This window comes from Pseudocitrobacter sp. CD920760, from assembly GCF_057782505.1.
Window position 1 is genome coordinate 677,253 of sequence record NZ_CM173490.1, and the last position, 22,669, is coordinate 699,921.

23 protein-coding genes and 3 tRNA genes are annotated in these 22,669 nt (G+C 53.8%); 15 read left to right on the forward strand and 11 right to left on the reverse strand.

What is annotated here, in order from left to right:
• Positions 1 to 91: 91 nt before the first annotated feature.
• Together AC1MKH_RS03090 and AC1MKH_RS03095 are read right to left on the reverse strand one after the other, a co-directional pair.
• On the reverse strand, positions 92 to 565 hold the full coding sequence (locus AC1MKH_RS03090; protein ID WP_276221821.1) for a threonine/serine exporter: 474 nt from the start codon (positions 563 to 565) through the stop codon (positions 92 to 94).
• Positions 556 to 1,338 carry a threonine/serine exporter family protein gene (locus tag AC1MKH_RS03095; protein WP_276221823.1) on the reverse strand — a complete coding sequence of 261 codons (783 nt, stop codon included), beginning with the start codon at positions 1,336 to 1,338 and terminating at the stop codon, positions 556 to 558. Before AC1MKH_RS03095 ends, AC1MKH_RS03090 begins: the two co-directional genes overlap by 10 nt.
• A 277-nt stretch (positions 1,339 to 1,615) precedes the next feature.
• Here AC1MKH_RS03095 and pobA point away from each other — a divergent pair, with 277 nt between their 5' ends.
• The 3 genes from pobA (at position 1,616) to bglJ (ending at position 4,524) form a co-directional block, all read left to right on the forward strand.
• Positions 1,616 to 2,806, forward strand: coding sequence for a 4-hydroxybenzoate 3-monooxygenase (gene pobA / locus AC1MKH_RS03100; RefSeq protein WP_276221824.1), 1,191 nt, complete (start codon positions 1,616 to 1,618; stop codon positions 2,804 to 2,806).
• A gap of 354 nt (positions 2,807 to 3,160) precedes the next feature.
• Positions 3,161 to 3,880: a helix-turn-helix transcriptional regulator gene (locus AC1MKH_RS03105; protein ID WP_276221826.1), complete on the forward strand. Its 720-nt coding sequence runs from the start codon at positions 3,161 to 3,163 to the stop codon at positions 3,878 to 3,880.
• Positions 3,844 to 4,524, forward strand: a complete 681-nt coding sequence (bglJ, locus tag AC1MKH_RS03110; RefSeq protein ID WP_276221829.1) for a DNA-binding transcriptional activator BglJ — start codon at positions 3,844 to 3,846, stop codon at positions 4,522 to 4,524. Before AC1MKH_RS03105 ends, bglJ begins: the two co-directional genes overlap by 37 nt.
• Before the next feature lie 41 nt (positions 4,525 to 4,565).
• Here bglJ and AC1MKH_RS03115 read toward each other — a convergent pair whose 3' ends face one another.
• Positions 4,566 to 5,024 (reverse strand): YbaK/EbsC family protein, encoded by a 459-nt coding sequence (locus AC1MKH_RS03115; RefSeq protein ID WP_276221830.1) that lies wholly within the window; start codon positions 5,022 to 5,024, stop codon positions 4,566 to 4,568.
• 291 nt (positions 5,025 to 5,315) lie between these two features.
• On the opposite strand from AC1MKH_RS03115, the gene AC1MKH_RS03120 reads away from it, so the two are divergent.
• Complete coding sequence (locus tag AC1MKH_RS03120) at positions 5,316 to 6,659, forward strand: PTS sugar transporter subunit IIC (RefSeq protein ID WP_231825470.1); 1,344 nt, start codon at positions 5,316 to 5,318, stop codon at positions 6,657 to 6,659.
• 110 nt (positions 6,660 to 6,769) lie between these two features.
• Here AC1MKH_RS03120 and fhuF read toward each other — a convergent pair whose 3' ends face one another.
• Positions 6,770 to 7,558: a siderophore-iron reductase FhuF gene (fhuF, locus tag AC1MKH_RS03125; protein ID WP_276221834.1), complete on the reverse strand. Its 789-nt coding sequence runs from the start codon at positions 7,556 to 7,558 to the stop codon at positions 6,770 to 6,772.
• 102 nt (positions 7,559 to 7,660) lie between these two features.
• On the reverse strand, positions 7,661 to 8,725 hold the full coding sequence (locus AC1MKH_RS03130) for a GGDEF domain-containing protein (protein ID WP_276221836.1): 1,065 nt from the start codon (positions 8,723 to 8,725) through the stop codon (positions 7,661 to 7,663).
• Between the two features lie 248 nt (positions 8,726 to 8,973).
• On the opposite strand from AC1MKH_RS03130, the gene AC1MKH_RS03135 reads away from it, so the two are divergent.
• Positions 8,974 to 9,204: a DUF1435 domain-containing protein gene (locus AC1MKH_RS03135; RefSeq protein WP_276221839.1), complete on the forward strand. Its 231-nt coding sequence runs from the start codon at positions 8,974 to 8,976 to the stop codon at positions 9,202 to 9,204.
• A gap of 41 nt (positions 9,205 to 9,245) precedes the next feature.
• Here the strand turns inward: AC1MKH_RS03135 and AC1MKH_RS03140 are convergent.
• From AC1MKH_RS03140 to rsmC, 4 genes are all read right to left on the reverse strand, one after another.
• A tRNA-Leu gene (locus AC1MKH_RS03140) sits at positions 9,246 to 9,332 on the reverse strand.
• Between the two features lie 30 nt (positions 9,333 to 9,362).
• Positions 9,363 to 9,449: transfer RNA gene (locus AC1MKH_RS03145), tRNA-Leu, on the reverse strand.
• Positions 9,450 to 9,479: 30 nt separating this feature from the next.
• A tRNA-Leu gene (locus tag AC1MKH_RS03150) sits at positions 9,480 to 9,566 on the reverse strand.
• 258 nt (positions 9,567 to 9,824) lie between these two features.
• The gene (gene rsmC / locus AC1MKH_RS03155) at positions 9,825 to 10,856 is read right to left on the reverse strand and encodes a 16S rRNA (guanine(1207)-N(2))-methyltransferase RsmC (RefSeq protein ID WP_276221841.1); all 1,032 of its coding nucleotides are present in this window, start codon (positions 10,854 to 10,856) and stop codon (positions 9,825 to 9,827) included.
• 121 nt (positions 10,857 to 10,977) lie between these two features.
• Here rsmC and AC1MKH_RS03160 point away from each other — a divergent pair, with 121 nt between their 5' ends.
• The 8 genes from AC1MKH_RS03160 to AC1MKH_RS03195 all read left to right on the forward strand — a co-directional run bounded on the left by AC1MKH_RS03160 (position 10,978) and on the right by AC1MKH_RS03195 (position 17,747).
• A complete protein-coding gene (locus AC1MKH_RS03160) occupies positions 10,978 to 11,391 on the forward strand; it encodes a DNA polymerase III subunit psi (protein WP_276221843.1) in 414 nt (137 codons plus the stop codon).
• Complete coding sequence (gene rimI / locus AC1MKH_RS03165; RefSeq protein WP_276221845.1) at positions 11,360 to 11,806, forward strand: ribosomal protein S18-alanine N-acetyltransferase; 447 nt, start codon at positions 11,360 to 11,362, stop codon at positions 11,804 to 11,806. The genes AC1MKH_RS03160 and rimI overlap by 32 nt, the downstream gene beginning before the upstream one ends.
• 18 nt (positions 11,807 to 11,824) lie before the next feature.
• A complete protein-coding gene (gene yjjG / locus AC1MKH_RS03170; RefSeq protein ID WP_231825464.1) occupies positions 11,825 to 12,502 on the forward strand; it encodes a pyrimidine 5'-nucleotidase in 678 nt (225 codons plus the stop codon).
• A gap of 91 nt (positions 12,503 to 12,593) precedes the next feature.
• Positions 12,594 to 14,183 carry a peptide chain release factor 3 gene (gene prfC / locus AC1MKH_RS03175; protein WP_276221847.1) on the forward strand — a complete coding sequence of 530 codons (1,590 nt, stop codon included), beginning with the start codon at positions 12,594 to 12,596 and terminating at the stop codon, positions 14,181 to 14,183.
• A 328-nt stretch (positions 14,184 to 14,511) separates the two neighbouring features.
• Entirely contained in the window at positions 14,512 to 15,108 is a 597-nt protein-coding gene (osmY, locus tag AC1MKH_RS03180) for a molecular chaperone OsmY (protein WP_276221849.1), read from the forward strand.
• 105 nt (positions 15,109 to 15,213) lie between these two features.
• Positions 15,214 to 15,375: a DUF1328 domain-containing protein gene (locus AC1MKH_RS03185; RefSeq protein WP_007373037.1), complete on the forward strand. Its 162-nt coding sequence runs from the start codon at positions 15,214 to 15,216 to the stop codon at positions 15,373 to 15,375.
• Between the two features lie 154 nt (positions 15,376 to 15,529).
• Positions 15,530 to 16,303, forward strand: a complete 774-nt coding sequence (locus tag AC1MKH_RS03190) for a TatD family hydrolase (protein WP_276221852.1) — start codon at positions 15,530 to 15,532, stop codon at positions 16,301 to 16,303.
• A 166-nt stretch (positions 16,304 to 16,469) separates the two neighbouring features.
• Positions 16,470 to 17,747, forward strand: a complete 1,278-nt coding sequence (locus AC1MKH_RS03195; protein WP_276221854.1) for a NupC/NupG family nucleoside CNT transporter — start codon at positions 16,470 to 16,472, stop codon at positions 17,745 to 17,747.
• Here AC1MKH_RS03195 and AC1MKH_RS03200 read toward each other — a convergent pair.
• The gene (locus AC1MKH_RS03200) at positions 17,742 to 18,605 is read right to left on the reverse strand and encodes a YjjW family glycine radical enzyme activase (RefSeq protein ID WP_276221857.1); all 864 of its coding nucleotides are present in this window, start codon (positions 18,603 to 18,605) and stop codon (positions 17,742 to 17,744) included. The genes AC1MKH_RS03195 and AC1MKH_RS03200 overlap by 6 nt on opposite strands.
• A complete protein-coding gene (locus tag AC1MKH_RS03205; RefSeq protein WP_276221859.1) occupies positions 18,577 to 20,127 on the reverse strand; it encodes a YjjI family glycine radical enzyme in 1,551 nt (516 codons plus the stop codon). Before AC1MKH_RS03205 ends, AC1MKH_RS03200 begins: the two co-directional genes overlap by 29 nt.
• Positions 20,128 to 20,373: 246 nt before the next feature.
• Between AC1MKH_RS03205 and deoC the strand changes: the two genes are divergently transcribed.
• Positions 20,374 to 21,153 (forward strand): deoxyribose-phosphate aldolase, encoded by a 780-nt coding sequence (deoC, locus tag AC1MKH_RS03210; RefSeq protein ID WP_276221861.1) that lies wholly within the window; start codon positions 20,374 to 20,376, stop codon positions 21,151 to 21,153.
• A 143-nt stretch (positions 21,154 to 21,296) separates the two neighbouring features.
• Entirely contained in the window at positions 21,297 to 22,619 is a 1,323-nt protein-coding gene (deoA, locus tag AC1MKH_RS03215) for a thymidine phosphorylase (protein ID WP_276221863.1), read from the forward strand.
• The last annotated feature ends 50 nt before the right edge of the window (positions 22,620 to 22,669 follow it).

Below are 22,669 nucleotides of genomic sequence, written 5' to 3' on the forward strand. Positions count from 1 at the left end.
GCTGCGGGGACCCCGCAGGTTAATGTGCATATAGTAGCACAGAGCATGAAAGGGACGGCAGCCTTAATCCCGGCTGCCGTCGCGTAGAGGATTAGACACGCGGGCGTTTACGATACAGCCACAGGCCTGGAATCGACAAACCGATAGAGAGAGCGCCGACAATCGATGAGGCCTTAAGAAAGTTGCTGATGAGCGCAATCATCATCTCTTCGGTGTAGCCTAAGTGGCTGATTTTTACCGCCGAAATCATGGCGGTATAGGCTGATATACCAGGGAACATGGGGATGACGGCGGCGACGGTAAAGATCTTCGGGTGCGCCAGGTACCAGCGCGACCAGCGAATGCCGATACTGCCCACCAGAATAGCGGCAAGGAACGTCGCCCACTCAATGTTAAACCCGGCAGTCATCATCACAAAACGCGAGCCGTGGCCGATCGCGCCCAATAGTGCGCACCACGGCAGCGCCCGGTGCGGTACGTTGAACACCATCGCAAAACCCACCGCCGGAATGGACGAGAGAATAATGTCCTGAACCAGTGCCAGCAAAAAATCGATTATACCCATCCGCGCAGCCCCCAAACGGTCATGGCCATCACCACGCCTACGCAGGTGGCGAGCGTCAGCAGGCTGGCAATGGCCCAGCGCGCCAGCCCGGTATTGATGTGGCCTTTAAACATGTCGGCCACGGCGTTAATGAGTGGGAAACCCGGTACCAGTAGCAGCACGCTGGCCGCCATCGCCACGGTGGAGGTTTGGCTGAACGCAGGCGCGCGCAACAGCAGGCCAGAGACGGTCGTCGCGGCGAAGGCGGTGATACAGAAATTGATTTGCGGGTGCATCGCGCGGTGAGTGAGGATCTGGCGAATATACATCGCGATAGTACTGGCGCAGAGCGTGACGAATGCGCCATCCCAGCCGCCGTTGTTGAGTTTGCAGAAACAGGCGCACGAGAGGCCGACCATCATCACCACGAGCCAGCGCGGATAGCGCAGCGGCTTGATTTGCGTGAAGCGTTTGGCGACATCGCGCGCATCCAACAGTTTGTGCTCTGCCATGATGACGATGTGCTGAATTTCTGTGACGACATGCATGTTGATGCCACGATCGGCATTTTTACGCGTCGACGTAATGCATTGCCCATCTTTAATCGTCGATAAAACAATGGCATTCGGTGAAATGGCTATCTCGACGCTGTCCATTCCCAACGCGCGGCCTAAACGTGACGACAGCTCATCAACCAGCGCGCTTTCCGCACCGTGCTGGAGCAGAAAAAGGCCGCACTGAATACAGAGCCGCGTTATGCCTCGCTGGGTATCGTGATCTATTTCCGTGGTCATCCTGCATCCTCGGTACAACTGCCTGATGGCTTACTTTTACCCGAAGCGCCAGTGATGAGAGTCCGTGTCGGATCAAATAATGTGCAAAAAGGTGTCAGTGTTTTGTGGTTGCTCATAATTTGATGCCCGCCACACTTTCTGAAAATTGTCGAAAAGTGCAGCTTTTGAACAGGTTTTGCTCTTCTTTTCCCACGCCCCCTTATCAAAAATGCATGAATAAACTTTATGCAAACATAAAACAAACAAATAATTAACCTATTCAACGTGAGGCGACCCTATGAAGACACAAGTGGTGATTATCGGCGCGGGACCTTCAGGGCTGCTATTGGGGCAGTTGCTGCATAACGCGGGCATTCAGACTTTGATTCTGGAGCGTCAGACGCCGGACTACGTGTTGGGGCGTATCCGGGCCGGGATTCTGGAAAGCGGCACGGTTGGTCTGCTGCGTGAAGCGGGCGTGGCGAAGCGGATGGATGCGGAAGGGCTGGTGCATCATGGCGTGGAGTTTTTGTTTAACGGCAAACGCATTCCGGTGCCACTAAGTGAACTGACTGGCGGCAAGAGCGTGATGGTTTACGGGCAAACTGAAGTGACGCGTGACCTGATGGAGGCCCGGCAGTCCAGCGGCGCGCCTGCTATTTATGGTGTGAGCGATGTGCGTATCGATGACATCAAAAGTGACAGCCCAACAGTCACCTTTACCAAAGGCGGCGAAACCTGCCGCGTTACCTGCGATTTTGTCGCCGGATGCGATGGCTTTCACGGCGTTTCGCGGCAAACCATTCCGCGCGAAATTTTGCGGGAATACGAAAGTGTCTGGCCGTTCGGCTGGTTAGGGATGCTGGCCGATACGCCGCCGGTGAATCTGGAGCTGATTTACGCCCATCACGAACGCGGGTTCGTTCTTTGTAGTCAGCGCTCACTAACTCGTAGTCGCTACTATTTACAGGTACCGCTAACGGAAAAAGTTGAGCAGTGGTCTGACGAACGCTTCTGGCAAGAGTTGAAGCGTCGCCTGCCAGAAGATCTGAGCCAGAAGTTAGTGACTGGTCACTCACTTGAAAAGAGCATCGCCCCACTGCGCAGCTACGTGGTGGAACCGATGCAGTATGGCCGCCTGTTCCTGGTGGGCGATGCGGCGCACATCGTGCCGCCAACGGGCGCGAAAGGGTTAAATCTGGCGGCGTCGGACGTCAATTATCTGTGGCGTATCCTGTGCCAGTATTATCAACACGGACGGGCTGACCTGCTGGATCGTTACTCGCAGCTGGCGCTTAATCGTGTCTGGAAAGGTGAACGGTTTAGCTGGTTTATGACTCACCTGCTGCACGATTTCCAGGATAAGAGTGAATTCGATAAAAAGATGCAGGAAGCGGATCGTCAGTATTATCTGGGCTCACGCGCTGGCCTGACGACGATTGCGGAGAACTACGTTGGGCTGCCGTATGAGGCGGTCGAGTCGTTGTAAATGGTTGCCTCTCACTTTTATCCATTAAGGGTGAGGGGCGCGCCTGCATATTTAATAAATTCAAAAATTAAATAACACTCAAATAAACCATACAATTAATTAATGTTTTAATTATAGCTTACGCGTTTATTCATTTTTTCTAATTGCATTTAGATTACCATTTTATAAACAATGTGACATATTATATCGGTTAACCTTTTGCCGTGACGCCTCATATTTAATTATAGCAATTTGATTTAATTTATTAGGGCAAGAAAAGGTATTTCTGGAACAAGGAAGAACAGGTCCATTTTTTAACAAATCATCCGCATGGGTGAGCATAAAAAAGGATCGTCGATTGGATGCGGAGGTTTTATGTTACAAGGATACTGCAAGTTCGGCGTCATTATCAGTAAAATACCGGTGATGCAATCCGGGTTGAATGCGCTCATGACCGCGCATTTCCCCGATTATGAGCTGAACGTTTGTCACTCTCTGGAAGAGCTTACGCTGCTCCAGCTGCGTCGGGCTGACCTGGTGCTGGTCGATCTCTCTGGCGATATTCACCAGCCGCGCAATGTGTGCCAGCAATTTTACGCTTTACTGTCGCAATACCGTGATATTCATTGGGTTTTCCTCGTTAGTCGCCCTCACTATTCCCTTGCCATTGAATTTTTGATGCGTCCGGAAAGCACTCTGCTGTCTGACTCCGAGCCTGTTGAACGTGTGGTGATGGCGATTCGTCAGGGCGGTGTTTCTGCGGAACGCATTAGTCAAAAGTTATTGGCGCCGGACTACAACGATTTTCATGCTGAAAATGAAAAAATGGTGATGCTGACGCTGTCGGAACGTAAGGTTTTACGTCTGCTGGCGAAGGGATGGGGCATTAATCAAATCGCCACGCTGTTGAAAAAGAGCAATAAAACGATCAGTGCGCAGAAGAACAGCGCGATGCGTCGTTTGTCATTGCGCAGCAACGCTGAAATGTACGCGTGGATCAACAGCACTCAGGGAATGAAGGAACTCAATCTCTACTCAGCATATGGAGAACCGGCAGAATGGAAAAACATCACGGAAAGCAGCATGTCGCTATAGTCGAACCCTGCGTGATGGCGGAAGTCGGCCTGCGTCATTTGTTAGCCGCGTCTTCCAGAAGCCCCTATGTATTTCATTTTTTCCGTTCCGCCGATGCGTTAAGAGAATCGATGCTGAGCGACGACTATTTTGCGGTGATTTGCTGTTTGTCAGGTACGCGTGAACTACGCCTCGAGAGCCTGCTGATTCAGGATGAAATTGCGAACAGCAGGTCAGACATTATTCGCATTATCCTGGCTGGCGATCGGCAAGAAGTGGAACTGATTAAGCAACTTTCACCAACGCTGTTGAACGGCGTGGTGAGCAAAGCGGAATCGCTCTCCAGGTTGAAGAATACTATCCTCGAAATCTTGCGCAGCGGCGGTACGCAGCAGCCCGCGCAAGATGAAAGTGATATCACCGTACATCACCGTTTTTTAAGCCCGACCGAGCGGGCCATTTTACGTTACATGACCTGCGGTTATTCCTTAACGGATATCGCCGCGCGGCTTGAGCGGAATATTAAAACCATTCGCGCACATAAATTTAACGCCATGGCGAAACTGGGCGTCAATTCTGATATCGGGTTGCTGAGCGCGGCGGATTTACTGATGTCATTGCCCGATCGGGAAGGCTTATCCGGCGACCTGCCCTATTTTTTGTAGCTGAAAACCGGAGCGGATACATCAGCTCCGGCCTGTGAGGCTTACAAACACACATCAACCCAGGTCGCGTTGGTCAGCTGCGCCATGCGTTCGGGGGATATCCGAACTGCGCTGTGCGTAGCCCCGGCGGCGGGCAGTACTTCCGCATACTGCTGTAAAGAGACATCACAATAGACGGCAAGTGGGTTTTCCAGGCCAAACGGGCAGACGCCGCCAACCGGGTGGCCGGTCAACGTCACCACTTCATCGCTACTCAACATGCGAGCTTTCGCGCCAAAGGTTGTTTTCAGCTTTTTGTTATCCAGGCGGGCGTCGCCTTTTGCCACGATCAGAATGACCTGCTCTTTAACTTTCAGTGACAGCGTTTTAGCTATCTGGCCGGGTTCAACCTGGTGGGCCTCGGCGGCAAGGGCGACGGTAGCGGTGCTTTGCCCTGATTCGATAATCTCAATATCGGGGGCGTGTTCGGCGAAGAATTGCCGCACAGATTGCAGGCTCATTGGACTCTCCTGAAAAATTGTGGCGTTCAATCTGTCACAAGCCTCGAATCCTGTAAATATTTGCCTTAAGGGAATCGGATAAAACCGCGTTTTCTGGATCTCCTTCACAATCACTGCAACCGGTTACAGTAACCGGTTGCAGTTCCGTTGAGAGGAGATTAAAACTGTGAGTGTCATTTACGCTGTACCCAATAATAAAAGCCCTGTACGACGTGTCGCGTAACACGCGTTTGTATAGCGGCAAAATCGTTGTTGCTGTGCTTACGTCTCAAGCCTGTCAGGAGGGCTGCTATGTCTGCTGGTCACACTGCGTTTAATTTAATTTTCCGGTTCGTGGAAAACTACGTCAGCCCCGTTGCCGGGCGTATTTCCTCGCAACGTCACGTGATGGCAATCCGTGACGGCTTTATCTCTGCGATGCCGTTTATGATTGTCGGCTCGTTCTTACTGGTCTTCGCCTATCCGCCATTTTCGCCGGACACCACCTGGGGCTTTGCCCGCGCGTGGTTAGATTTAGCGAAAGAGTTTGAAGGTCGTATTCTGACACCGTTTGATATGACCATGGGCATTATGTCCATCTACATCTGTGCGGCGATTTCTTATAACCTTGGCAAACATTACGAAAAATCCCACCAGCTTGATCCATTTATGTGCGCCATGTTGTCTATTATGGCGTTCCTGCTGGTGGCTGCGCCGAAAAGCAACGGCACGCTACCGGTTGATAGCCTCGGCGGAACCGGGATTTTCACCGCCATTCTGGTGGCCATTTACTGCGTTGAGCTGATGCGCTTTTTGAAAGCGCACAACATCGGTATCCGCCTGCCGGATCAGGTGCCGCCGATGATCAAAAACTCATTTGACCTGCTGATTCCGGTGCTGGTGGTGGTGCTGACGCTCTATCCGCTAAGCCTGCTGATTCAGAGCCAGTTTGGTATGCTGATCCCGCAGGCGATTATGTCGCTGTTTAAACCGCTGGTATCGGCGGCGGATTCCCTGCCGGCAATTCTGCTCGCCGTGCTGATTGGTCACCTGCTGTGGTTTGCGGGCATTCACGGGGCGGCGATTGTCTCCGGGATGCTGCAAATGTTCTGGCTGACCAACCTTGGCCTGAACCAAACTGCGCTGGCGCAGAGTGCGCCGCTACCACATATCTTTATGGAAGCGTTCTGGACCTTCTTCATTGTCATCGGTGGCTCGGGGGCGACCATGGGGCTGGTGTTCTGCTACCTGCGTAGCCGTTCAGCGCACCTGCGTTCTATTGGCCGTCTGAGCGTGGTGCCGAGCCTGTTTAACATCAACGAACCGGTGATTTTCGGTACGCCAATCGTGATGAACCCGGTGTTCTTTATTCCGTTCCTGTTAGCGCCAATGGTTAACGCTGTACTGGCCTGGGCGGCAATGAAACTGGACCTCATTGGCCGCGTGATCTCGGTTGTTCCGTGGACGGCTCCGGCACCGATTGGCGGGGCATGGGCGTTAGGCTGGGATTTCCGCGCGGCGATTCTGGTGGTGCTGCTGGCCTGCGTATCCGCCATCATCTACTACCCGTTCTTCAAGGTGTATGAGAAGCAGCTGCTGGCGCAGGAAGAAGAAGAAGCGCAGCGTGCGGCTGAAGAGAGCCAGCAGGTTGCGTAACGGTTGAGTCGGGATTGTTGCCGGGTGGCGTTGCGCTTACCCGGCCTACCGATGATATTCCATATTTTGTAGGCCCGATAAGCTTGCGCATCGGGCATTGCTCGATCTAACTATTTGAGCGTGCAGTCACCGCATTGCTGCACATCCGGCAGGCGGTAACGCTGACAACAGGTACGGCGAACCAGCAACCCCTCGCGCGGCACAACGGTGCGCCACAGCGGGTTGTCCTGGCCGCAGGAAAGGGTTTTCGCAAAGAAGAATTGTTGGCGCAGGCTATTAACCTGCTCTTCGCCCAGCACGGTTTTCATCTCACCCAGATACCAGTTAATCAGATAACCGGTGTTGCTCCAGATAAGCTTTCCGTTAATGTCACCCGTGGCTTCCAGGGCCTCAACAACCGGGATCAACGCCTGTTTAATCAGCATTTCCATGCGATGTGACGCCGAAGCCTGGCTGGCACACGCATCTTCCTGCACATCGACCCAGAAGCAGGCGGCACGGCCCGTTTCATGAAATTCAACGTGAAAATGCTCCGGTGAGAGGTCAAGCGCGGCGTCTTCTGTCAGCAGCGCCAGCATCAGCGGCGGCACCATCAGGCCGATATACCATTGCGCCCACAACGAGATCAGCGGTTTATTCTCCCGCGTCATGGTTGGCTGGTTACGGTAGATGTGATCGGAATAGAGCGCCAGCAACGAACTGAGCTCTGAGGGCCGCATCCACTCCGCCAGGGTTTTGGCTTGCGCAGGATGAGGCTCATCAAGTTTGAAGCACTCCAGCATATGCGGGCGCTGTTCGGCGATTTTGTCGCGCACAGACTCAGCCAGCGGTCGCTCACGTGTTGGAAGCGGCGCGCGCCAGATAATATCCTCTGCAATCGGTGCGGAACGGTAGGCCATAGAATTCGCTGGATACAAATCTAAATGATAATGATTGCCAATCCTAGCTATAGATAAAACCGAGCGCAAGGAATTTGTGTGCCTTACGCTCGGGTTGTGAGGTTAGTACTGGAGGAGGGCGTCGCTGGTCAGTATATGGTTGCGGCCCAGGCGCTTGGCCTCATAGAGGGCTTTATCAGCATTTTCCAGCGCTTTATCAATCTCTTCGCCTTCCAGTGGGGCGATGCCAATACTGATGGTCACGTTGGTTGCCACGCTGGCGTTCAGAATGTGCGGAATTTTCAGATCATACACTTTCTGGCGGATACGCTCTGCGGCACGTTGGGCGCTATCTGCATTGCTGTTTGCCAGCAGGACAACGAACTCTTCGCCGCCGAAGCGAGTCACAATATCGCGTGAGCGCACGGCATCGCGTACCGCTGCGGAAACCTGAATCAGCGCCTGATCGCCCATCATATGACCATAGTGGTCGTTATAGGCTTTGAAATGGTCGATATCCAGCAACAGGACATAATGACTTTCCGGCGCCAGCGACATTAGCGTGGCGAAACGGTGCTGGAAGCCACGGCGATTATAAAGCCCGGTTAAGGGGTCGAGCATACTTAAATCATTCAGCGTTTCCCGCTCTGCCAGCAGCTTGTGCATCAGGCTCTGGGCAAAGGCGTCGTTACGCTTTTCAATCAGATGCTGAATGCTAATGCCGACAATGGGCAGCGCAAGGCAGAATGCCATCCTTGCCCATTGTTCACTGTCACTGAACAGCAGACAGATGATAAATACCGGCAGTGAGTGCAGCAGGAACGCCACGATATTATTCGAAAAGGCGATGGTGCCAATGAACAATACGTTGAGCAGGACGACGATTAAGAAATTAACTTCATCCGGATGCGTGCCCGGCATTTTTATCACGATGTGCCAGGCCCATAAACAGCCGAAAATAACTGAAATTATAGGAAGATAGATTTTTCGCTCTGCATTCAGCCAGTGCCAGAGTAACAGTACGCTACTTATGCCCAAAATAAACGCCAGGGGAATCGTAAACGCATGAACTTTATAGATAGGGTTCAATAACGAAAATAGCGACGACACCAGATTGAGAAAAAGGAAGAGCCTCAGCGTGAGCTGATACTTTTTGCTGTGCAAAGACCGCCAGGATTGTACTGTCATAAGAGATCGTTATTAATCTTCTGGTTATTAATGAAAGGTCGCCAGCTGTGAACAAGACAAAATAGAACATGCAAGAAGTGCACGCAAACCCCAGGAATTAAGAGGGGGAAGTTTACGGTCGCACAATTTATCACCTTACAACCGTCGTGTCATTATTCGTAAGCGAAAGTTATCAATTCATGGAGTTCTCAAATGATAAAAATTATCATATGATATTGGTTATCATTATCGATTTGAGAGATAAAACCATGTTGATGAGAACGTTGGGCAGTGGCTGGGGCGTGCTGATCTCGGGAATGGCGATTTTTGCTCTTGGCCTGATTGGCCTATCGATGGACGCCTGGCGCGGGATTATTGCCGTTGGCATGCTGCTGAGCTGCGTGATGATCTGGCATCGACAATGGCGACATTACGTATTGCTGCCGTCATGCGTTGCGCTGATAAGCGGATTGATGCTGATTGTGATGAACGTAAAATGATGGAGTAAAACAGGAAAGGACTACAGGGAGAGAACGAGGACTGGTGCGAGGGGGGGGACTTGAACCCCCACGTCCGTAAGGACACTAACACCTGAAGCTAGCGCGTCTACCAATTCCGCCACCTTCGCACAGATATCTCGTTGTTTATATCGCCCTCGTGGTGCGAGGGGGGGGACTTGAACCCCCACGTCCGTAAGAACACTAACACCTGAAGCTAGCGCGTCTACCAATTCCGCCACCTTCGCACAGTGCGAGCGATATATCGTGGTTTTTTATGGTGCGAGGGGGGGGACTTGAACCCCCACGTCCGAAAGGACACTAACACCTGAAGCTAGCGCGTCTACCAATTCCGCCACCTTCGCATACCATCGATACTGTAAAAAGTATCGTTACCACGGAGGCGCATTCTAGAGATTTTCAGCTTGACGTCAATAGTTAATTATTGGATGTCGCGCGATTGCTGCAAAAAACGGCGATTATGCTGCGCCTGATGGCGCTGCGCCGCATCTGGCAAGGGTGCCGAACTGCGCCTGATGCGCTGCGCTTATCAGGCCTACGGGATCGGTAGGCCGGATAAGGCGGGTACGCCGCATCCGGCAAGGGGGCAGAACTGCGCCTGATTAGGCTTTCTTCGCCTGACGGGTCATGATGGCGCGGTACACCTTGAAGCGACCTGTCTGTGCGATAACTTCGTGGAAACCAAAGGTTTCGTCGAGGATCGCCGGGTACGGCAGGAAGGCGTTCGCCACAATTCGCAGCTCGCCGCCGCTGTTCAGATGACGCACGGCGCTACGAATCAGCGTTTGCGCGGCATCGAGGCTGGTTTGCAGGCCATCGTGGAACGGCGGGTTGGAGATAATCATATCGAAGCGGCCTTTCACTTCGGAGAAGACGTTGCTGGCAAAAACTTCGCCTTCAAAGCCGTTTGCCGCAAGCGTGGCGCGGCTGGCTTCGACCGCGGGTGCGCTTACGTCGCACAGGGTTAAACGCACTTTTGGCGAATGGCTGGCAAGCATCGCGGCTAACACGCCCGCGCCGCAACCGACATCCAGCACTTTACCTTTGGTGTGCGGCGTCAGGGTGGAGAGCAACAGCTGGCTGCCCACGTCCAGCCCATCGCGGCTAAATACGCCCGGCAGCGTTTTGATGGTCAGGCCGTCGAGCTGATACTCGCCCCACTGTTTTTCCACATCAAATGTGGTCTGTTTTTCCAGGCGACCATGATACAGGCCGCAGCGACGGGCGCTGTCGACTTTGTTCAGCGGCGCGTAATCCGCCAGCATTTGTTCGGCGCTGCGCACGCCGCTGCGGTTTTCACCGACCACAAAAATATCGGTGCCGAGCGGCAGCAGTGACAGAATATTCATCAGCTGGAACTGGGCTTCTGGCTTGTTCTTCGGCCAGTAATAAATAAACGTGTCGCAGTCGGCGACGTCTGCCGCTTCAGCCACCAGACTGTAGCGCACATTTTCGCCCATTTGCTGGCTCAATACCTGCCAGTGGTGGAACTGCTGGGTATGGGCGCGGCTGAATGCCGTGTCGAGGCGGGCAGGCAGGTCATCCTGCAAATCTCCGGCAAACAGAATACGGCTTTGTTCGAAATCATCACTGTGGCGCAGCAAGACTTCACTTGCCGGGGTAAAAGCAGACATGAAAAGCTCCTTCGTTAAACGTGGCGGCGATTATACACTGTTGTTTGCGCACGAGCGCGTAATTGGCGCACTTTCGCTGAGTTTGCTATATTTGCGCCCTTGATAGACAGGAGCGTTTCACATGACATCCCGGCGAGACTGGCAATTACAACAGTTGGGCATCACCCAGTGGTCACTCAGGCGCCCGGCGGCGTTGCAGGGGGAGATTGCGATTTCGCTACCGGAGCATATCCAACTGGTGATGGTCGCCGATGATCTGCCGTTGCTGACGGAACCGCTTATTAGCGATGTACTGCGCGCGTTGCAGCTTACGCCAGACCGCGTCCTGCAACTCACGCCTGAAAAAGTGGCGATGCTGCCGCAGGGAAAACGCTGCAACTGCTGGCGTCTTGGCAACGATGAGCCCGTCTCGCTGGAAGGGGCTCAGGTCTCAACGCCTGCCTTTAATGAATTAAAAGCCAGCGCGCCAGCACGCGCCGCGCTTTGGCAACAAATTTGCGCACATGAACACGATTTCTACCCTCAGCACGACTGATTTACCCGCAGCCTGGCAGATTGAAAAACGCGCCCACGCCTTTCCGTGGAGCGAAAAAACCTTCGCCAGCAACCAGGGCGAACGTTACCTGAATCTGAAGTTAACCGTTGGCGATAAACTGGCTGCCTTCGCCATCACGCAGGTGGTGCTGGACGAAGCGACGCTCTTCAATATTGCGGTCGATCCCGCTTATCAACGTCGCGGGTTGGGGCGTGAGTTACTGGAACACGTGATTGACGACGTCGAGAAGCGGGGCGTTGCCACGCTATGGCTGGAAGTGCGCGCCTCGAACGCGCCCGCCATTGCGCTCTACGAGAGTTTAGGTTTTAACGAAGCGACAATCCGCCGCAATTACTACCCGACAGTTGACGGGCATGAAGATGCGATTGTAATGGCTTTGCCGCTCAGTATGTAAGTAAAACAAGGTGATACGATGAAGTGGGACTGGATTTTCTTTGACGCCGACGAAACGTTGTTTACGTTTGATTCTTTCAGCGGCTTACAGCGGATGTTTCTCGACTATAGCGTGACCTTTACCGCCGAAGATTTTCAGGACTACCAGGCCGTAAACAAACCGTTGTGGGTGGATTACCAGAACGGGGCAATCACCTCGTTGCAGCTTCAGCGCCAGCGTTTTGTTGGCTGGGGTGAGCAGCTTAGCGTACCGCCGGAAGAGCTGAACGACGCGTTTATGAATGCGATGGCGGAAATTTGCGCGCCGCTGCCGGGTGCGGCCTCGCTTATCAACGCGCTGAAAGGCAAAGTGAAAATGGGGATCATCACCAACGGTTTCACGTCGTTGCAGCAGATCCGCCTTGAGCGCACCGGTTTTCGCGATCACTTTGATTTACTGATTATTTCAGAAGAAGTCGGCGTCGCTAAACCTGACCGCCGCATTTTCGACCACGCGCGGGAATTAGCCGGTAACCCGGACCCTTCGCGCATCTTAATGGTCGGTGATACCGCGGCGTCGGATATCCTCGGTGGCATGAACGCGGGATGGTCTACCTGCTGGCTGAATGCGCACCAGCAGCCGCTGCCGGAAGGCATCAAACCCGACTATACCGTTTCGTCATTAAGCGAACTGGAGTTACTCCTGTGTAAACAGTGATTGCCTGTCCCCCTTTGATGGGTAAAATAGCCGCAATTTTTCGTATTTAACGTGCGCAGCGCTTTGCTGCGCCTGGAAAGAAGATCCCATTATGACGTTGTCCCCTTATTTGCAAGAGGTGGCGAAGCGCCGCACTTTTGCCATTATTTCCCACCCGGATGCCGGTAAAACGACGATTACCGAAAAGGTTCTCCTGTTCGGACAGGCGATTCAGACTGCGGGTACGGTAAAAGGCCGTGGTTCCAGCCAGCATGCGAAATCTGACTGGATGGAGATGGAAAAACAACGTGGTATTTCTATCACCACGTCGGTGATGCAGTTCCCGTATCACGATTGCCTGGTGAACCTGCTGGACACCCCAGGGCACGAAGACTTCTCGGAAGATACCTACCGTACCCTGACGGCGGTGGACTGCTGCCTGATGGTTATCGATGCCGCGAAAGGCGTAGAAGACCGTACCCGTAAGCTGATGGAAGTTACCCGTCTGCGCGATACGCCGATTCTCACCTTTATGAACAAACTCGACCGTGACATCCGCGACCCGATGGAGCTGCTGGATGAAGTTGAAAACGAGCTGAAAATTGGCTGCGCGCCGATCACCTGGCCGATTGGCTGCGGCAAGCTGTTCAAAGGCGTTTACCATCTCTATAAAGATGAAACCTATCTTTATCAGACCGGTAAAGGCCATACCATTCAGGAAGTGCGCATCGTAAAAGGGCTGAATAACCCGGAACTGGATGCCGCTGTCGGTGAAGATCTGGCGCAGCAACTGCGTGATGAACTGGAGCTGGTACAGGGCGCATCGAACGAATTTGATGAAGAGCTGTTCCTGGCCGGTGAAATCACCCCGGTATTCTTCGGTACCGCGTTGGGTAACTTCGGCGTAGACCACATGCTGGATGGCCTGATCGAATGGGCGCCCGCACCGATGCCGCGTAAAACCGACACCCGCGTGGTGGAAGCGGCAGAAGAGAAATTCTCCGGCTTCGTCTTCAAAATTCAGGCCAACATGGACCCGAAACACCGTGACCGCGTGGCGTTCATGCGTGTTGTTTCGGGTAAGTATGAGAAAGGTATGAAGCTGCGTCAGGTGCGTATCGGTAAAGACGTGGTCATTTCTGACGCGCTGACCTTTATGGCAGGCGACCGTTCGCACGTGGAAGAAGCGTATCCTGGCGACATCATTGGTTTGCACAACCACGGCACCATTCAGATTGGTGACACCTTCACCCAGGGCGAAATGATGAAGTTCACCGGTATTCCGAACTTCGCGCCGGAACTGTTCCGTCGTATTCGTCTGCGCGATCCGCTGAAGCAAAAACAGCTGCTTAAAGGGCTGGTACAGCTTTCAGAAGAGGGCGCGGTGCAGGTGTTCCGTCCGATTGCCAACAATGATTTGATCGTCGGCGCGGTGGGTGTGCTGCAGTTCGACGTGGTTGTGGCGCGCCTGAAAAGCGAATACAACGTTGAAGCGATTTACGAATCGGTGAACGTCGCCACCGCCCGTTGGGTGGAAGGCAAAGACGTTAAGAAATTCGAAGAGTTCAAACGTAAGAACGAAATTCAGCTGGCGCTGGATGGTGGCGATAATCTGACCTATATCGCCCCAACCATGGTTAACCTGAACCTGACGCAGGAGCGTTACCCTGACGTTGTGTTCCGCAAAACTCGCGAGCACTAATCCCCCTGGAAGCACGGCCAGCGCCGTGCTTCCTCGTTTTACCCTTCTCTTTTTCCCGCTGCGGAAAGTTCTTAATTGCACCCCATTCTCATCCACTTTGCTGGTTTTTTAGTCAATTACGCCTGCAAGCTGCCGAGAGTGTTCTATATTTAACAGAGTGATGAGCGAGTTGCTGGTTTAATGCACTTTGTTATTTATAAATCTTAGCGCATTAACCCATCAAATATACCCATCGCAGTATGAATAACCATAGACAGGACGGGTGTCGTCCTCAGCAGCATAACGGCTACCGTGTCGGGTGCTCAAAAACCGGGCAATACAAGGAGATATGATGATGACTAAGATGAAAATGGGAAAAACGTTGCTGGCCGTCATTCTGGGCTCTGCGGTGATGAGCGGTTCTGCAATGGCAGAAAGCAATGCGGCTTCTGATGCAGGACAGAAAATTGACAGCTCGATGAATAAAGTCGGCGGTTTTATGGATGACAGCACCATCACTGCCAAAGTGAAGGCCGCGCTGGTCGACCATGACGCGATTAAGAGCACGGATATTTCGGTGAAAACCGACAATAAAGTAGTGACCTTAAGCGGTACCGTCGATAACCAGTCCCAGTCTGACCAGGCGACTTCCCTGGCAAAAGGGGTTGAAGGCGTAAGCAGTGTGGACAACAAACTCACCATCCGTGAAGGCAAGGCTGACAGCATGAAGGGCTATGCAGGTGATGCGGCTACCACCAGTGAGGTGAAGGCTAAACTGCTGGCTGATGACATTGTACCGTCACGCAAAGTAAAAGTTGAGACCACCGATGGCGTGGTGACGCTGACGGGTACGGTTGAATCCAAAGCGCAGGTGGAACGCGCGGAAAGTATTGCTAAAGCCATTGACGGCGTGAAAAGCGTAGAAAACGACCTGAAAACGCCGTAAGGGCTGTTCAGGAAAATATTGAAGTACTTTTAATTTTTTAATATCGCTGGTGTCGCCTGAGTGCGTTGAGAAGCGGTGACATTAACTATGGTAAAGGAGAATCGTATGTTTCGTTGGGGCATTATCTTTCTGGTTATCGCGTTAATTGCCGCTGCACTGGGCTTTGGTGGGTTAGCAGGTACCGCAGCAGGTGCGGCGAAAATTGTGTTTATCGTCGGTATCATCCTGTTCCTGGTCAGCCTGTTTATGGGCCGCAGACGTCCGTAGCGTCTGATTCAGACAATTTACAAAGCCAGTCTTCGGACTGGCTTTTGTCGTTTATGCGCAGTTGCCGGATGGCGGCGTACCGCCTTTTCCGGCCTACAAAACCATAAATCAAATGGGGTACACTGAAACGCTGCACGTTGCCGGAGAAAACCGCATGACCTTTCGTTTTATCGACACCCACTGCCACTTTGATTTCCCGCCGTTTACCGGTGATGAAACCGCGAGCCTTGCACTGGCCGGTCAGGCGGGCGTTGAAAAAATCATTGTTCCGGCAACAGAGGCATTGCGTTTTGATACGGTGCTCTCGCTGGCCTCCCGGCATCCGCCGCTGTATGCCGCGCTGGGTCTGCATCCTATTGTCATTGAAAATCATGATGACAGAAGCCTGGCGGAACTGGAGACGGCGCTGGCGTCAAAGCCGGAAAAACTGATTGCCGTCGGCGAGATTGGTCTCGATCTCTATCGTGAAGACCCGCAGTTTGAACGCCAGCAGCGCCTGCTGGATGCGCAGCTACAACTGGCAAAGCAATATGATTTACCGGTCATCCTGCATTCACGTCGTACCCATGACAAACTGGCGATGCATCTTAAGCGCCATGCGCTGCCACGTACGGGTGTGGTACATGGTTTTTCCGGCAGCCTGCAACAGGCGGAGCGATTTGTTGAACTGGGGTACAAGATTGGCGTCGGCGGGACGATTACTTATCCGCGCGCCAGCAAAACGCGCGCCGTGATGGCGCAGCTTCCGCTCAGCGCACTGGTGCTGGAAACAGATGCGCCGGATATGCCGCTGAACGGTTATCAGGGCCAGCCCAATCGCCCGGAACGCGTCGCTCAGGTTTTCGCTGAACTTTGCGTATTACGCCCTGAGCCACCGGAGCACATTGCCGACATGTTATGGGCCAACAGCAGCCAGCTGTTCTTCTAGTATGTTAAGTGTAATGATGTGATTTGCGTCTCATTATTGCTTTTTGATCTCTGAGTATTGCGTAAAAGTTGTGATGTCGTGCGAGAAGGATAGTGCCTGGACGTTATAATCAGGGCGCGTTATATACGCTGCGCTTATTATAAATTTCAATACACAGGGACTCTGTATGCAAATCCTCATGGGACTCATCGGCATGGTGGTGCTGCTTGCCATTGCCTTACTACTCTCCAATAACCGTCGAGCGATCAATCTCCGTACCGTGCTGGGTGCCTGGTTAATTCAGGTCGGAATTGGTGCGCTTATCCTCTATGTTCCCGCCGGCCGCAAGGTGCTGCTGGCGATGTCCGAGGGCGTGGCGAACGTCATCGCTTACGGTAACGAAGGTATCGGCTTCCTGTTTGGTGGGCTGGTATCCGATAAAATGTTTGAAGTCTTCGGCGGTGGCGGCTTTGTTTTCGCGCTGCGCGTGCTGCCGGTTATCGTCTTCTTCTCCTCGCTGATTGCGGTGCTCTACTATCTCGGCATTATGCAGTTCGTGATCCGTATTCTGGGCGGTGCGCTGCGTGCCGTGTTGAAAACGTCGCGTACGGAATCGCTCTCCGCGACGGCGAATATTTTCGTCGGGCAAACCGAAGCCCCGCTGGTGGTGCGTCCGTATATTGCTACCATGACGCGTTCTGAACTGTTCGCGGTGATGTGTGGCGGCCTGGCGTCGGTGGCGGGTTCTGTGCTGGCTGGCTACGCGCAGATGGGCGTGCCGCTGGAGTACCTGATTGCCGCGTCTTTCATGGCGGCTCCGGGTGGCCTGCTGTTCGCGAAAATCATTGTGCCGGAGACGGAAAAACCGCACGACTCACCGAACCTGGAAGCCGAAACGGATAACCCGGATGCCCCGGCGAACGTGCTGGATGCTGCGGCGTCTGGTGCTGCGTCGGGTATGCAACTGGCGTTAAATGTGGGCGCAATGCTGCTGGCGTTTATTGCCCTGATTGCCTTGCTGAACGGCATGCTCTCCGGGATTGGCGGCTGGTTTAACCATCCGGATTTATCGCTGCAAATGATCCTCGGCTGGGTCTTCTCACCGCTGGCGTGGGTGATTGGTGTGCCGTGGAGCGAAGCCATGGTGGCGGGGTCGTTTATCGGCCAGAAACTGATCATTAACGAATTCGTGGCTTACATGAACTTCGGCGCATACCTGAAGCCGGATGCTGAAGTGGCCGCTGCCGGGTTACAGGTCATTTCTGCGCATTCGAAGGCGATTATTTCGTTTGCCCTTTGCGGCTTTGCTAACCTGTCGTCAATTGCGATTCTGATTGGCGGATTAGGCGGCATGGCACCGAGCCGTCGCCAGGATATCGCCCAGCTTGGCCTGCGCGCGGTAGCGGCGGGGACGCTCTCGAACCTGATGAGCGCCACCATCGCCGGGGTATTCCTCGCACTATAAATACAGCGCCGGAGGGATAATCTGCGTTATCCCTCTGGCCCGCAGCGCCTGCGCCAGCGCTTCAATATCGTCTGGCCCGGCGCTGCGCCACGTTTTTGCCTCGCCGTATACCCCATACGCATGAAACGCATTCAGCCGCACCGGCACCTTACCCAGATCGCGAATAAATGCGCTTAGCGCCTCTATTTCTTTCAGATAATCAGTTTGTTGCGGAATAACCAGCAAACGCAATTCCGCCAGTAGGCCACGCTCTGCCAGCCAGCGAATGCTCACTTTGATGCGTTGATTGCTTCGCCCGGTCAGCGACTGATGCGTGGTTTCACCCCAGGCTTTTAAATCAACCATCACGCCGTCGCACAGCGGACGCAATTTTTCCCAGCCAGCGGTAGACAGCTCGCCGTTGCTGTCTAGCAGGCAGGTGAGATGGCGCAAGGCCGGCGACTGGCGAATCTGTTCAAACAGCGCGCAGACGAACGGTAACTGCGTGGTGGCCTCGCCGCCGCTGACGGTGATGCCCTCAATAAACGGCGCGGCGCGGGTAATCTGCTGGAGAATCTGATCTATGCTCCAGAGTTGGGCCATCGGCGTTGCCTGCTGAGGGCACATTTGCAGGCAGGTGTCGCATTGCTGACAGGCATCCTCCTGCCAGTAAACGCGTCCACTCTGAACAGAAAGCGCCTCGTGCGGGCAGTGCAGCACGCATTCGCCACAATCGTTACAACGGCCCATCGTCCATGGGTTATGGCAGTTTTTACAGCGCAGATTACACCCTTGCAGGAACAGGGCCAGGCGGCTACCTGGCCCATCCACGCACGAGAAGGGGATGATTTTACTGACTAAAGCGCATCTGCTGTTCATGGCTGACCACTCGCGGTTGGCGTTCCAGAATGCGCGTATTGCGCGCGGCTTCTTCACCCAGCCAGGTGGTATTCGTCCGCGAGCCATCGGCGCGGTACTTTTCCAGATCTGACAAACGCACCATGTAGCCCGTGACGCGAACCAGATCGTTACCGCTGACGTTAGCGCTAAACTCACGCATCCCAACCTTAAACGCGCCCAGGCAAAGCTGCATCACCGCCTGCGGATTACGTTTCACCGTTTCATCGAGCGTCAGGATATCGCTGATCCCTGCCGGATAATGCGCGTGATGCGGCGCAACCGCCAGCAGATGACTCACCGGATCGGGCTCATCGCCGTAAGGCAGACGCGCACCCGGCGTGGTGCCGATATCGGAGCTGATCCCCGATTGCGCATGCAGCATCGCACGCTGCTGCCAGCCATAGCGTACGGGGGTGTTCGCGACAAATTCCGCGAGTTGTTCACTGATGCGATAGCCCAGCGCGTTGGCCTGAGGATCTTTGCCATAGCGGGCGCTAAGACCGTCTTTCTCGCAGAGAATATTGACCGCTTCTGCCAGCGCGTAGATGCCAAACATGGGCACAAAACGATCGGGGTCGATCAGACCTTCTGCCACCAGGAAGCTATGATCAAAGAAGTGCGACTGCTCATAGAGGAAGGCGCAGCGGGCGTCGATGATGTCGATTTGCTGCTGGCAGTAGTGCGGCAGCGTCTGGCTAAAGAACGCTTCAGTTGAGGCGCTGCGCTTTGCCACCTCCTGCAAATTGAGGCGTACCAGCGTACTGCCGCCGCCCGCCATTGGCAGGCTGTTGTAACAGCTCACGATGCCATAGTGACCTTTTGTGAAAATATTATCATTTATCGGTCCGTTGGCGATGTGGGGTTTGCTGCACTCGCAGATATTTTTGCTGACTTCCAGCAGCAGATCGTCTGGGGTGATTTTCGGATCGTAGATAAAGGTGAGATTCGGCGCGACCTGCTTCAGTTCAGCATCTGCACGGAGAATGGCGCGCGTTATTGGTGTGTCGGCGGGGCCAATATTCACATGTGTGAAGGCATCCGGGAGCGTGCGATCGAGATAGCGCCAGAAACGTTTTATTCGGCTATTGATTTCTTCTTGTGTTAGAATTCTAACATACGGCATCAGAAGCGCATCAAGATGACCGAGGAACACCGGCATGGCGGTGACGGAAGGAACGTGGTGATAAAGAATGGTGAGCAAAGAGAGCGCATCGTCTAAATCCTGAGCGCCTTCCAGCTCCAGCCATTCTGAACCGTGTGCCAGAAAACGCGCGTAGTCCGGCAGCACGTAACGCGGTTTATAAGGGGCATGACCTTCGAACATATCGCAGATAACGCCCTCCGCCAGCGCGGCTTGCGCAGCGGGCGTCAGCGCCGGATAAGGCAGTGCGTTTTCCGCCTCCAGCGCCAGAAAATGGCGTTTCTGTTCCGGGCTTAAAACAGGGCTTGTCACAATTTTCTGGCACTGTTGCAGCACCGATGAAGAGGTTGATGTTGGCATGGTGTGTTCCTCAGGCGAGAGATGGGCGAAGTGTAGGAAAAAGCGCGTAGCGATCTTTTGATCCCATACGGCGATCCACGTGTTTTCTTGCGCTGAAAGAATGAGAAGTTTGATTAATGTCTCATTATGGTTATGCAAACTTTTAGGTGTGTTTCATTAACTGTGATGAGTGTCGAAGTGTGAGTGCGGGTCGGTGTTACAATAGTCACATACCCGCAAGGTGAAATTTTAAAGTCGGAGAACAAAATGACTGATTTAACGGCAAGCAGCCTGCGTGCATTAAAACTGATGGACCTGACCACCCTGAATGAAGACGACACTGATGCGAAAGTGATTGCGCTGTGTCATCAGGCGAAAACCCCGGTCGGCAACACGGCAGCGGTCTGCATCTACCCGCGTTTTATCCCGATTGCGCGTAAAACCCTGAACGAGCAGGGCACGCCGGATATCCGCATCGCCACCGTCACTAACTTCCCGCACGGTAACGACGATATCGATATTGCGCTGGCTGAAACCCGCGCGGCAATCGCCTACGGTGCTGACGAAGTTGACGTGGTCTTCCCGTACCGCGCACTGATTGCTGGCAACGAGCAGGTTGGCTTCGACCTGGTGAAAGCCTGTAAAGACGCCTGTGCTGCGGCAAACGTACTGCTGAAAGTGATCATCGAAACCGGCGAACTGAAAGAAGAAGCGCTGATTCGTAAAGCGTCTGAAATCGCGATTAAAGCGGGCGCGGACTTCATCAAAACGTCTACCGGTAAAGTGCCGGTTAACGCCACCCCGGAAAGCGCGCGCATCATGATGGAAGTGATCCGTGATATGGGCGTATCTAAAACCGTTGGTTTCAAACCGGCGGGCGGCGTACGCAGTGCGGAAGACGCACAGCAGTTCCTGGCGATTGCCGACGAACTGTTCGGCGCAGATTGGGCGGATTCCCGCCACTACCGTTTCGGCGCATCCAGCCTGCTGGCGAGCCTGCTGAAAGCACTCGGTCACGGCGACGGTAAAAGCGCAAGCAGCTACTAAGTAAGATGCTTTGCGCCTGATGCGCTGCGCTTATCAGGCCTACGGGTAGTTACGTCTCGTAGGCCGGATATGGCGACAGCCGCCATCCGGCAATGCTGACGGGCAAAAACCGCCTTCATACTCTTTTCCTCAGGGAGGTTACCTTGTTTCTCGCACAAGAAATCATTCGTAAAAAACGCGATGGTCACGCATTAAGCGACGAAGAGATTCGTTTCTTTATCAATGGCATTCGCGATAACACCATTTCAGAAGGGCAAATTGCTGCTCTGGCGATGACCATTTTCTTCCACGATATGGCTATTGAAGAGCGCGTCTCGCTGACCATGGCCATGCGTGATTCAGGAACCGTTCTGGACTGGAAAAGCCTTAACCTTAATGGCCCGATTGTTGATAAACATTCCACCGGCGGTGTAGGCGATGTCACTTCACTGATGCTGGGGCCGATGGTTGCCGCATGTGGTGGCTACATTCCGATGATCTCCGGGCGTGGCCTGGGGCATACCGGCGGTACGCTGGACAAACTGGAAGCGATCCCTGGGTTTGATATTTTCCCAAGCGATGACCGTTTCCGTGAAATTATTAAAGACGTGGGTGTGGCGATCATTGGGCAGACCAGCTCGCTCGCACCGGCGGATAAACGTTTTTATGCCACGCGCGACATTACCGCGACGGTGGACTCCATTCCGCTTATCACCGCGTCCATCCTCGCCAAAAAACTGGCTGAAGGTATCGATGCGCTGGTGATGGATGTGAAAGTGGGCAGCGGCGCATTTATGCCGACCTACGAACTTTCTCAGGCGCTGGCCGAAGCGATTGTTGGCGTGGCCAACGGCGCAGGCGTGCGCACAACCGCGCTGCTGACCGACATGAACCAGGTGCTGGCTTCCAGTGCGGGTAACGCCGTCGAAGTACGCGAAGCGGTGCAGTTCCTGACCGGCGAATATCGCAACCCGCGTCTGTTTGACGTCACCATGGCATTGTGCGTGGAAATGCTGATTTCCGGCAAGCTTGCCAAAGACGACGCAGAAGCACGCGCCAAATTGCAGGCGGTGCTGGATAACGGCAAAGCGGCAGACGTATTTGGCCGGATGGTGGCAGCGCAGAAAGGCCCGACTGATTTCGTGGAAAACTACGCGAAATACCTGCCGACCGCGATGCTCAGCAAAGCGGTATATGCTGACACCGAAGGCTTTGTCGGCGCGATGGATACCCGCGCGCTCGGTATGGCGGTGGTGGCGATGGGCGGCGGACGCCGCCAGGCTTCCGATACACTCGATTACAGCGTCGGCCTGACCGACATGATTCGTCTGGGTGACAGCGTTGACGGACAGCGTCCGCTGGCGGTCATTCACGCGAAAGATGAAAACAGCTGGCAGGAAGCGGCGAAAGCCGTCAAAGCGGCCATTCGCCTTGACGACAAAGCGCCAGAAATTACACCGACAGTCTATCGTCGAATCACTGAATAGCGATATACTGATCTGATCGCTTTTTTGCAGCGCAAGATGTATGGAGAACA

Bases quoted from the DNA above. Each gene is read 5' to 3' on its own strand.
- AC1MKH_RS03090 (WP_276221821.1), bottom strand. From the start codon at position 565: ATGGGTATAATCGATTTTTTGCTGGCACTGGTTCAGGACATTATTCTC.
- AC1MKH_RS03095 (WP_276221823.1), bottom strand. From the start codon at position 1,338: ATGACCACGGAAATAGATCACGATACCCAGCGAGGCATAACGCGGCTC.
- pobA (WP_276221824.1), top strand. From the start codon at position 1,616: ATGAAGACACAAGTGGTGATTATCGGCGCGGGACCTTCAGGGCTGCTA.
- AC1MKH_RS03105 (WP_276221826.1), top strand. From the start codon at position 3,161: ATGTTACAAGGATACTGCAAGTTCGGCGTCATTATCAGTAAAATACCG.
- bglJ (WP_276221829.1), top strand. From the start codon at position 3,844: ATGGAAAAACATCACGGAAAGCAGCATGTCGCTATAGTCGAACCCTGC.
- AC1MKH_RS03115 (WP_276221830.1), bottom strand. From the start codon at position 5,024: ATGAGCCTGCAATCTGTGCGGCAATTCTTCGCCGAACACGCCCCCGAT.
- AC1MKH_RS03120 (WP_231825470.1), top strand. From the start codon at position 5,316: ATGTCTGCTGGTCACACTGCGTTTAATTTAATTTTCCGGTTCGTGGAA.
- fhuF (WP_276221834.1), bottom strand. From the start codon at position 7,558: ATGGCCTACCGTTCCGCACCGATTGCAGAGGATATTATCTGGCGCGCG.
- AC1MKH_RS03130 (WP_276221836.1), bottom strand. From the start codon at position 8,725: ATGACAGTACAATCCTGGCGGTCTTTGCACAGCAAAAAGTATCAGCTC.
- AC1MKH_RS03135 (WP_276221839.1), top strand. From the start codon at position 8,974: ATGTTGATGAGAACGTTGGGCAGTGGCTGGGGCGTGCTGATCTCGGGA.
- rsmC (WP_276221841.1), bottom strand. From the start codon at position 10,856: ATGTCTGCTTTTACCCCGGCAAGTGAAGTCTTGCTGCGCCACAGTGAT.
- AC1MKH_RS03160 (WP_276221843.1), top strand. From the start codon at position 10,978: ATGACATCCCGGCGAGACTGGCAATTACAACAGTTGGGCATCACCCAG.
- rimI (WP_276221845.1), top strand. From the start codon at position 11,360: ATGAACACGATTTCTACCCTCAGCACGACTGATTTACCCGCAGCCTGG.
- yjjG (WP_231825464.1), top strand. From the start codon at position 11,825: ATGAAGTGGGACTGGATTTTCTTTGACGCCGACGAAACGTTGTTTACG.
- prfC (WP_276221847.1), top strand. From the start codon at position 12,594: ATGACGTTGTCCCCTTATTTGCAAGAGGTGGCGAAGCGCCGCACTTTT.
- osmY (WP_276221849.1), top strand. From the start codon at position 14,512: ATGATGATGACTAAGATGAAAATGGGAAAAACGTTGCTGGCCGTCATT.
- AC1MKH_RS03185 (WP_007373037.1), top strand. From the start codon at position 15,214: ATGTTTCGTTGGGGCATTATCTTTCTGGTTATCGCGTTAATTGCCGCT.
- AC1MKH_RS03190 (WP_276221852.1), top strand. From the start codon at position 15,530: ATGACCTTTCGTTTTATCGACACCCACTGCCACTTTGATTTCCCGCCG.
- AC1MKH_RS03195 (WP_276221854.1), top strand. From the start codon at position 16,470: ATGCAAATCCTCATGGGACTCATCGGCATGGTGGTGCTGCTTGCCATT.
- AC1MKH_RS03200 (WP_276221857.1), bottom strand. From the start codon at position 18,605: ATGAACAGCAGATGCGCTTTAGTCAGTAAAATCATCCCCTTCTCGTGC.
- AC1MKH_RS03205 (WP_276221859.1), bottom strand. From the start codon at position 20,127: ATGCCAACATCAACCTCTTCATCGGTGCTGCAACAGTGCCAGAAAATT.
- deoC (WP_276221861.1), top strand. From the start codon at position 20,374: ATGACTGATTTAACGGCAAGCAGCCTGCGTGCATTAAAACTGATGGAC.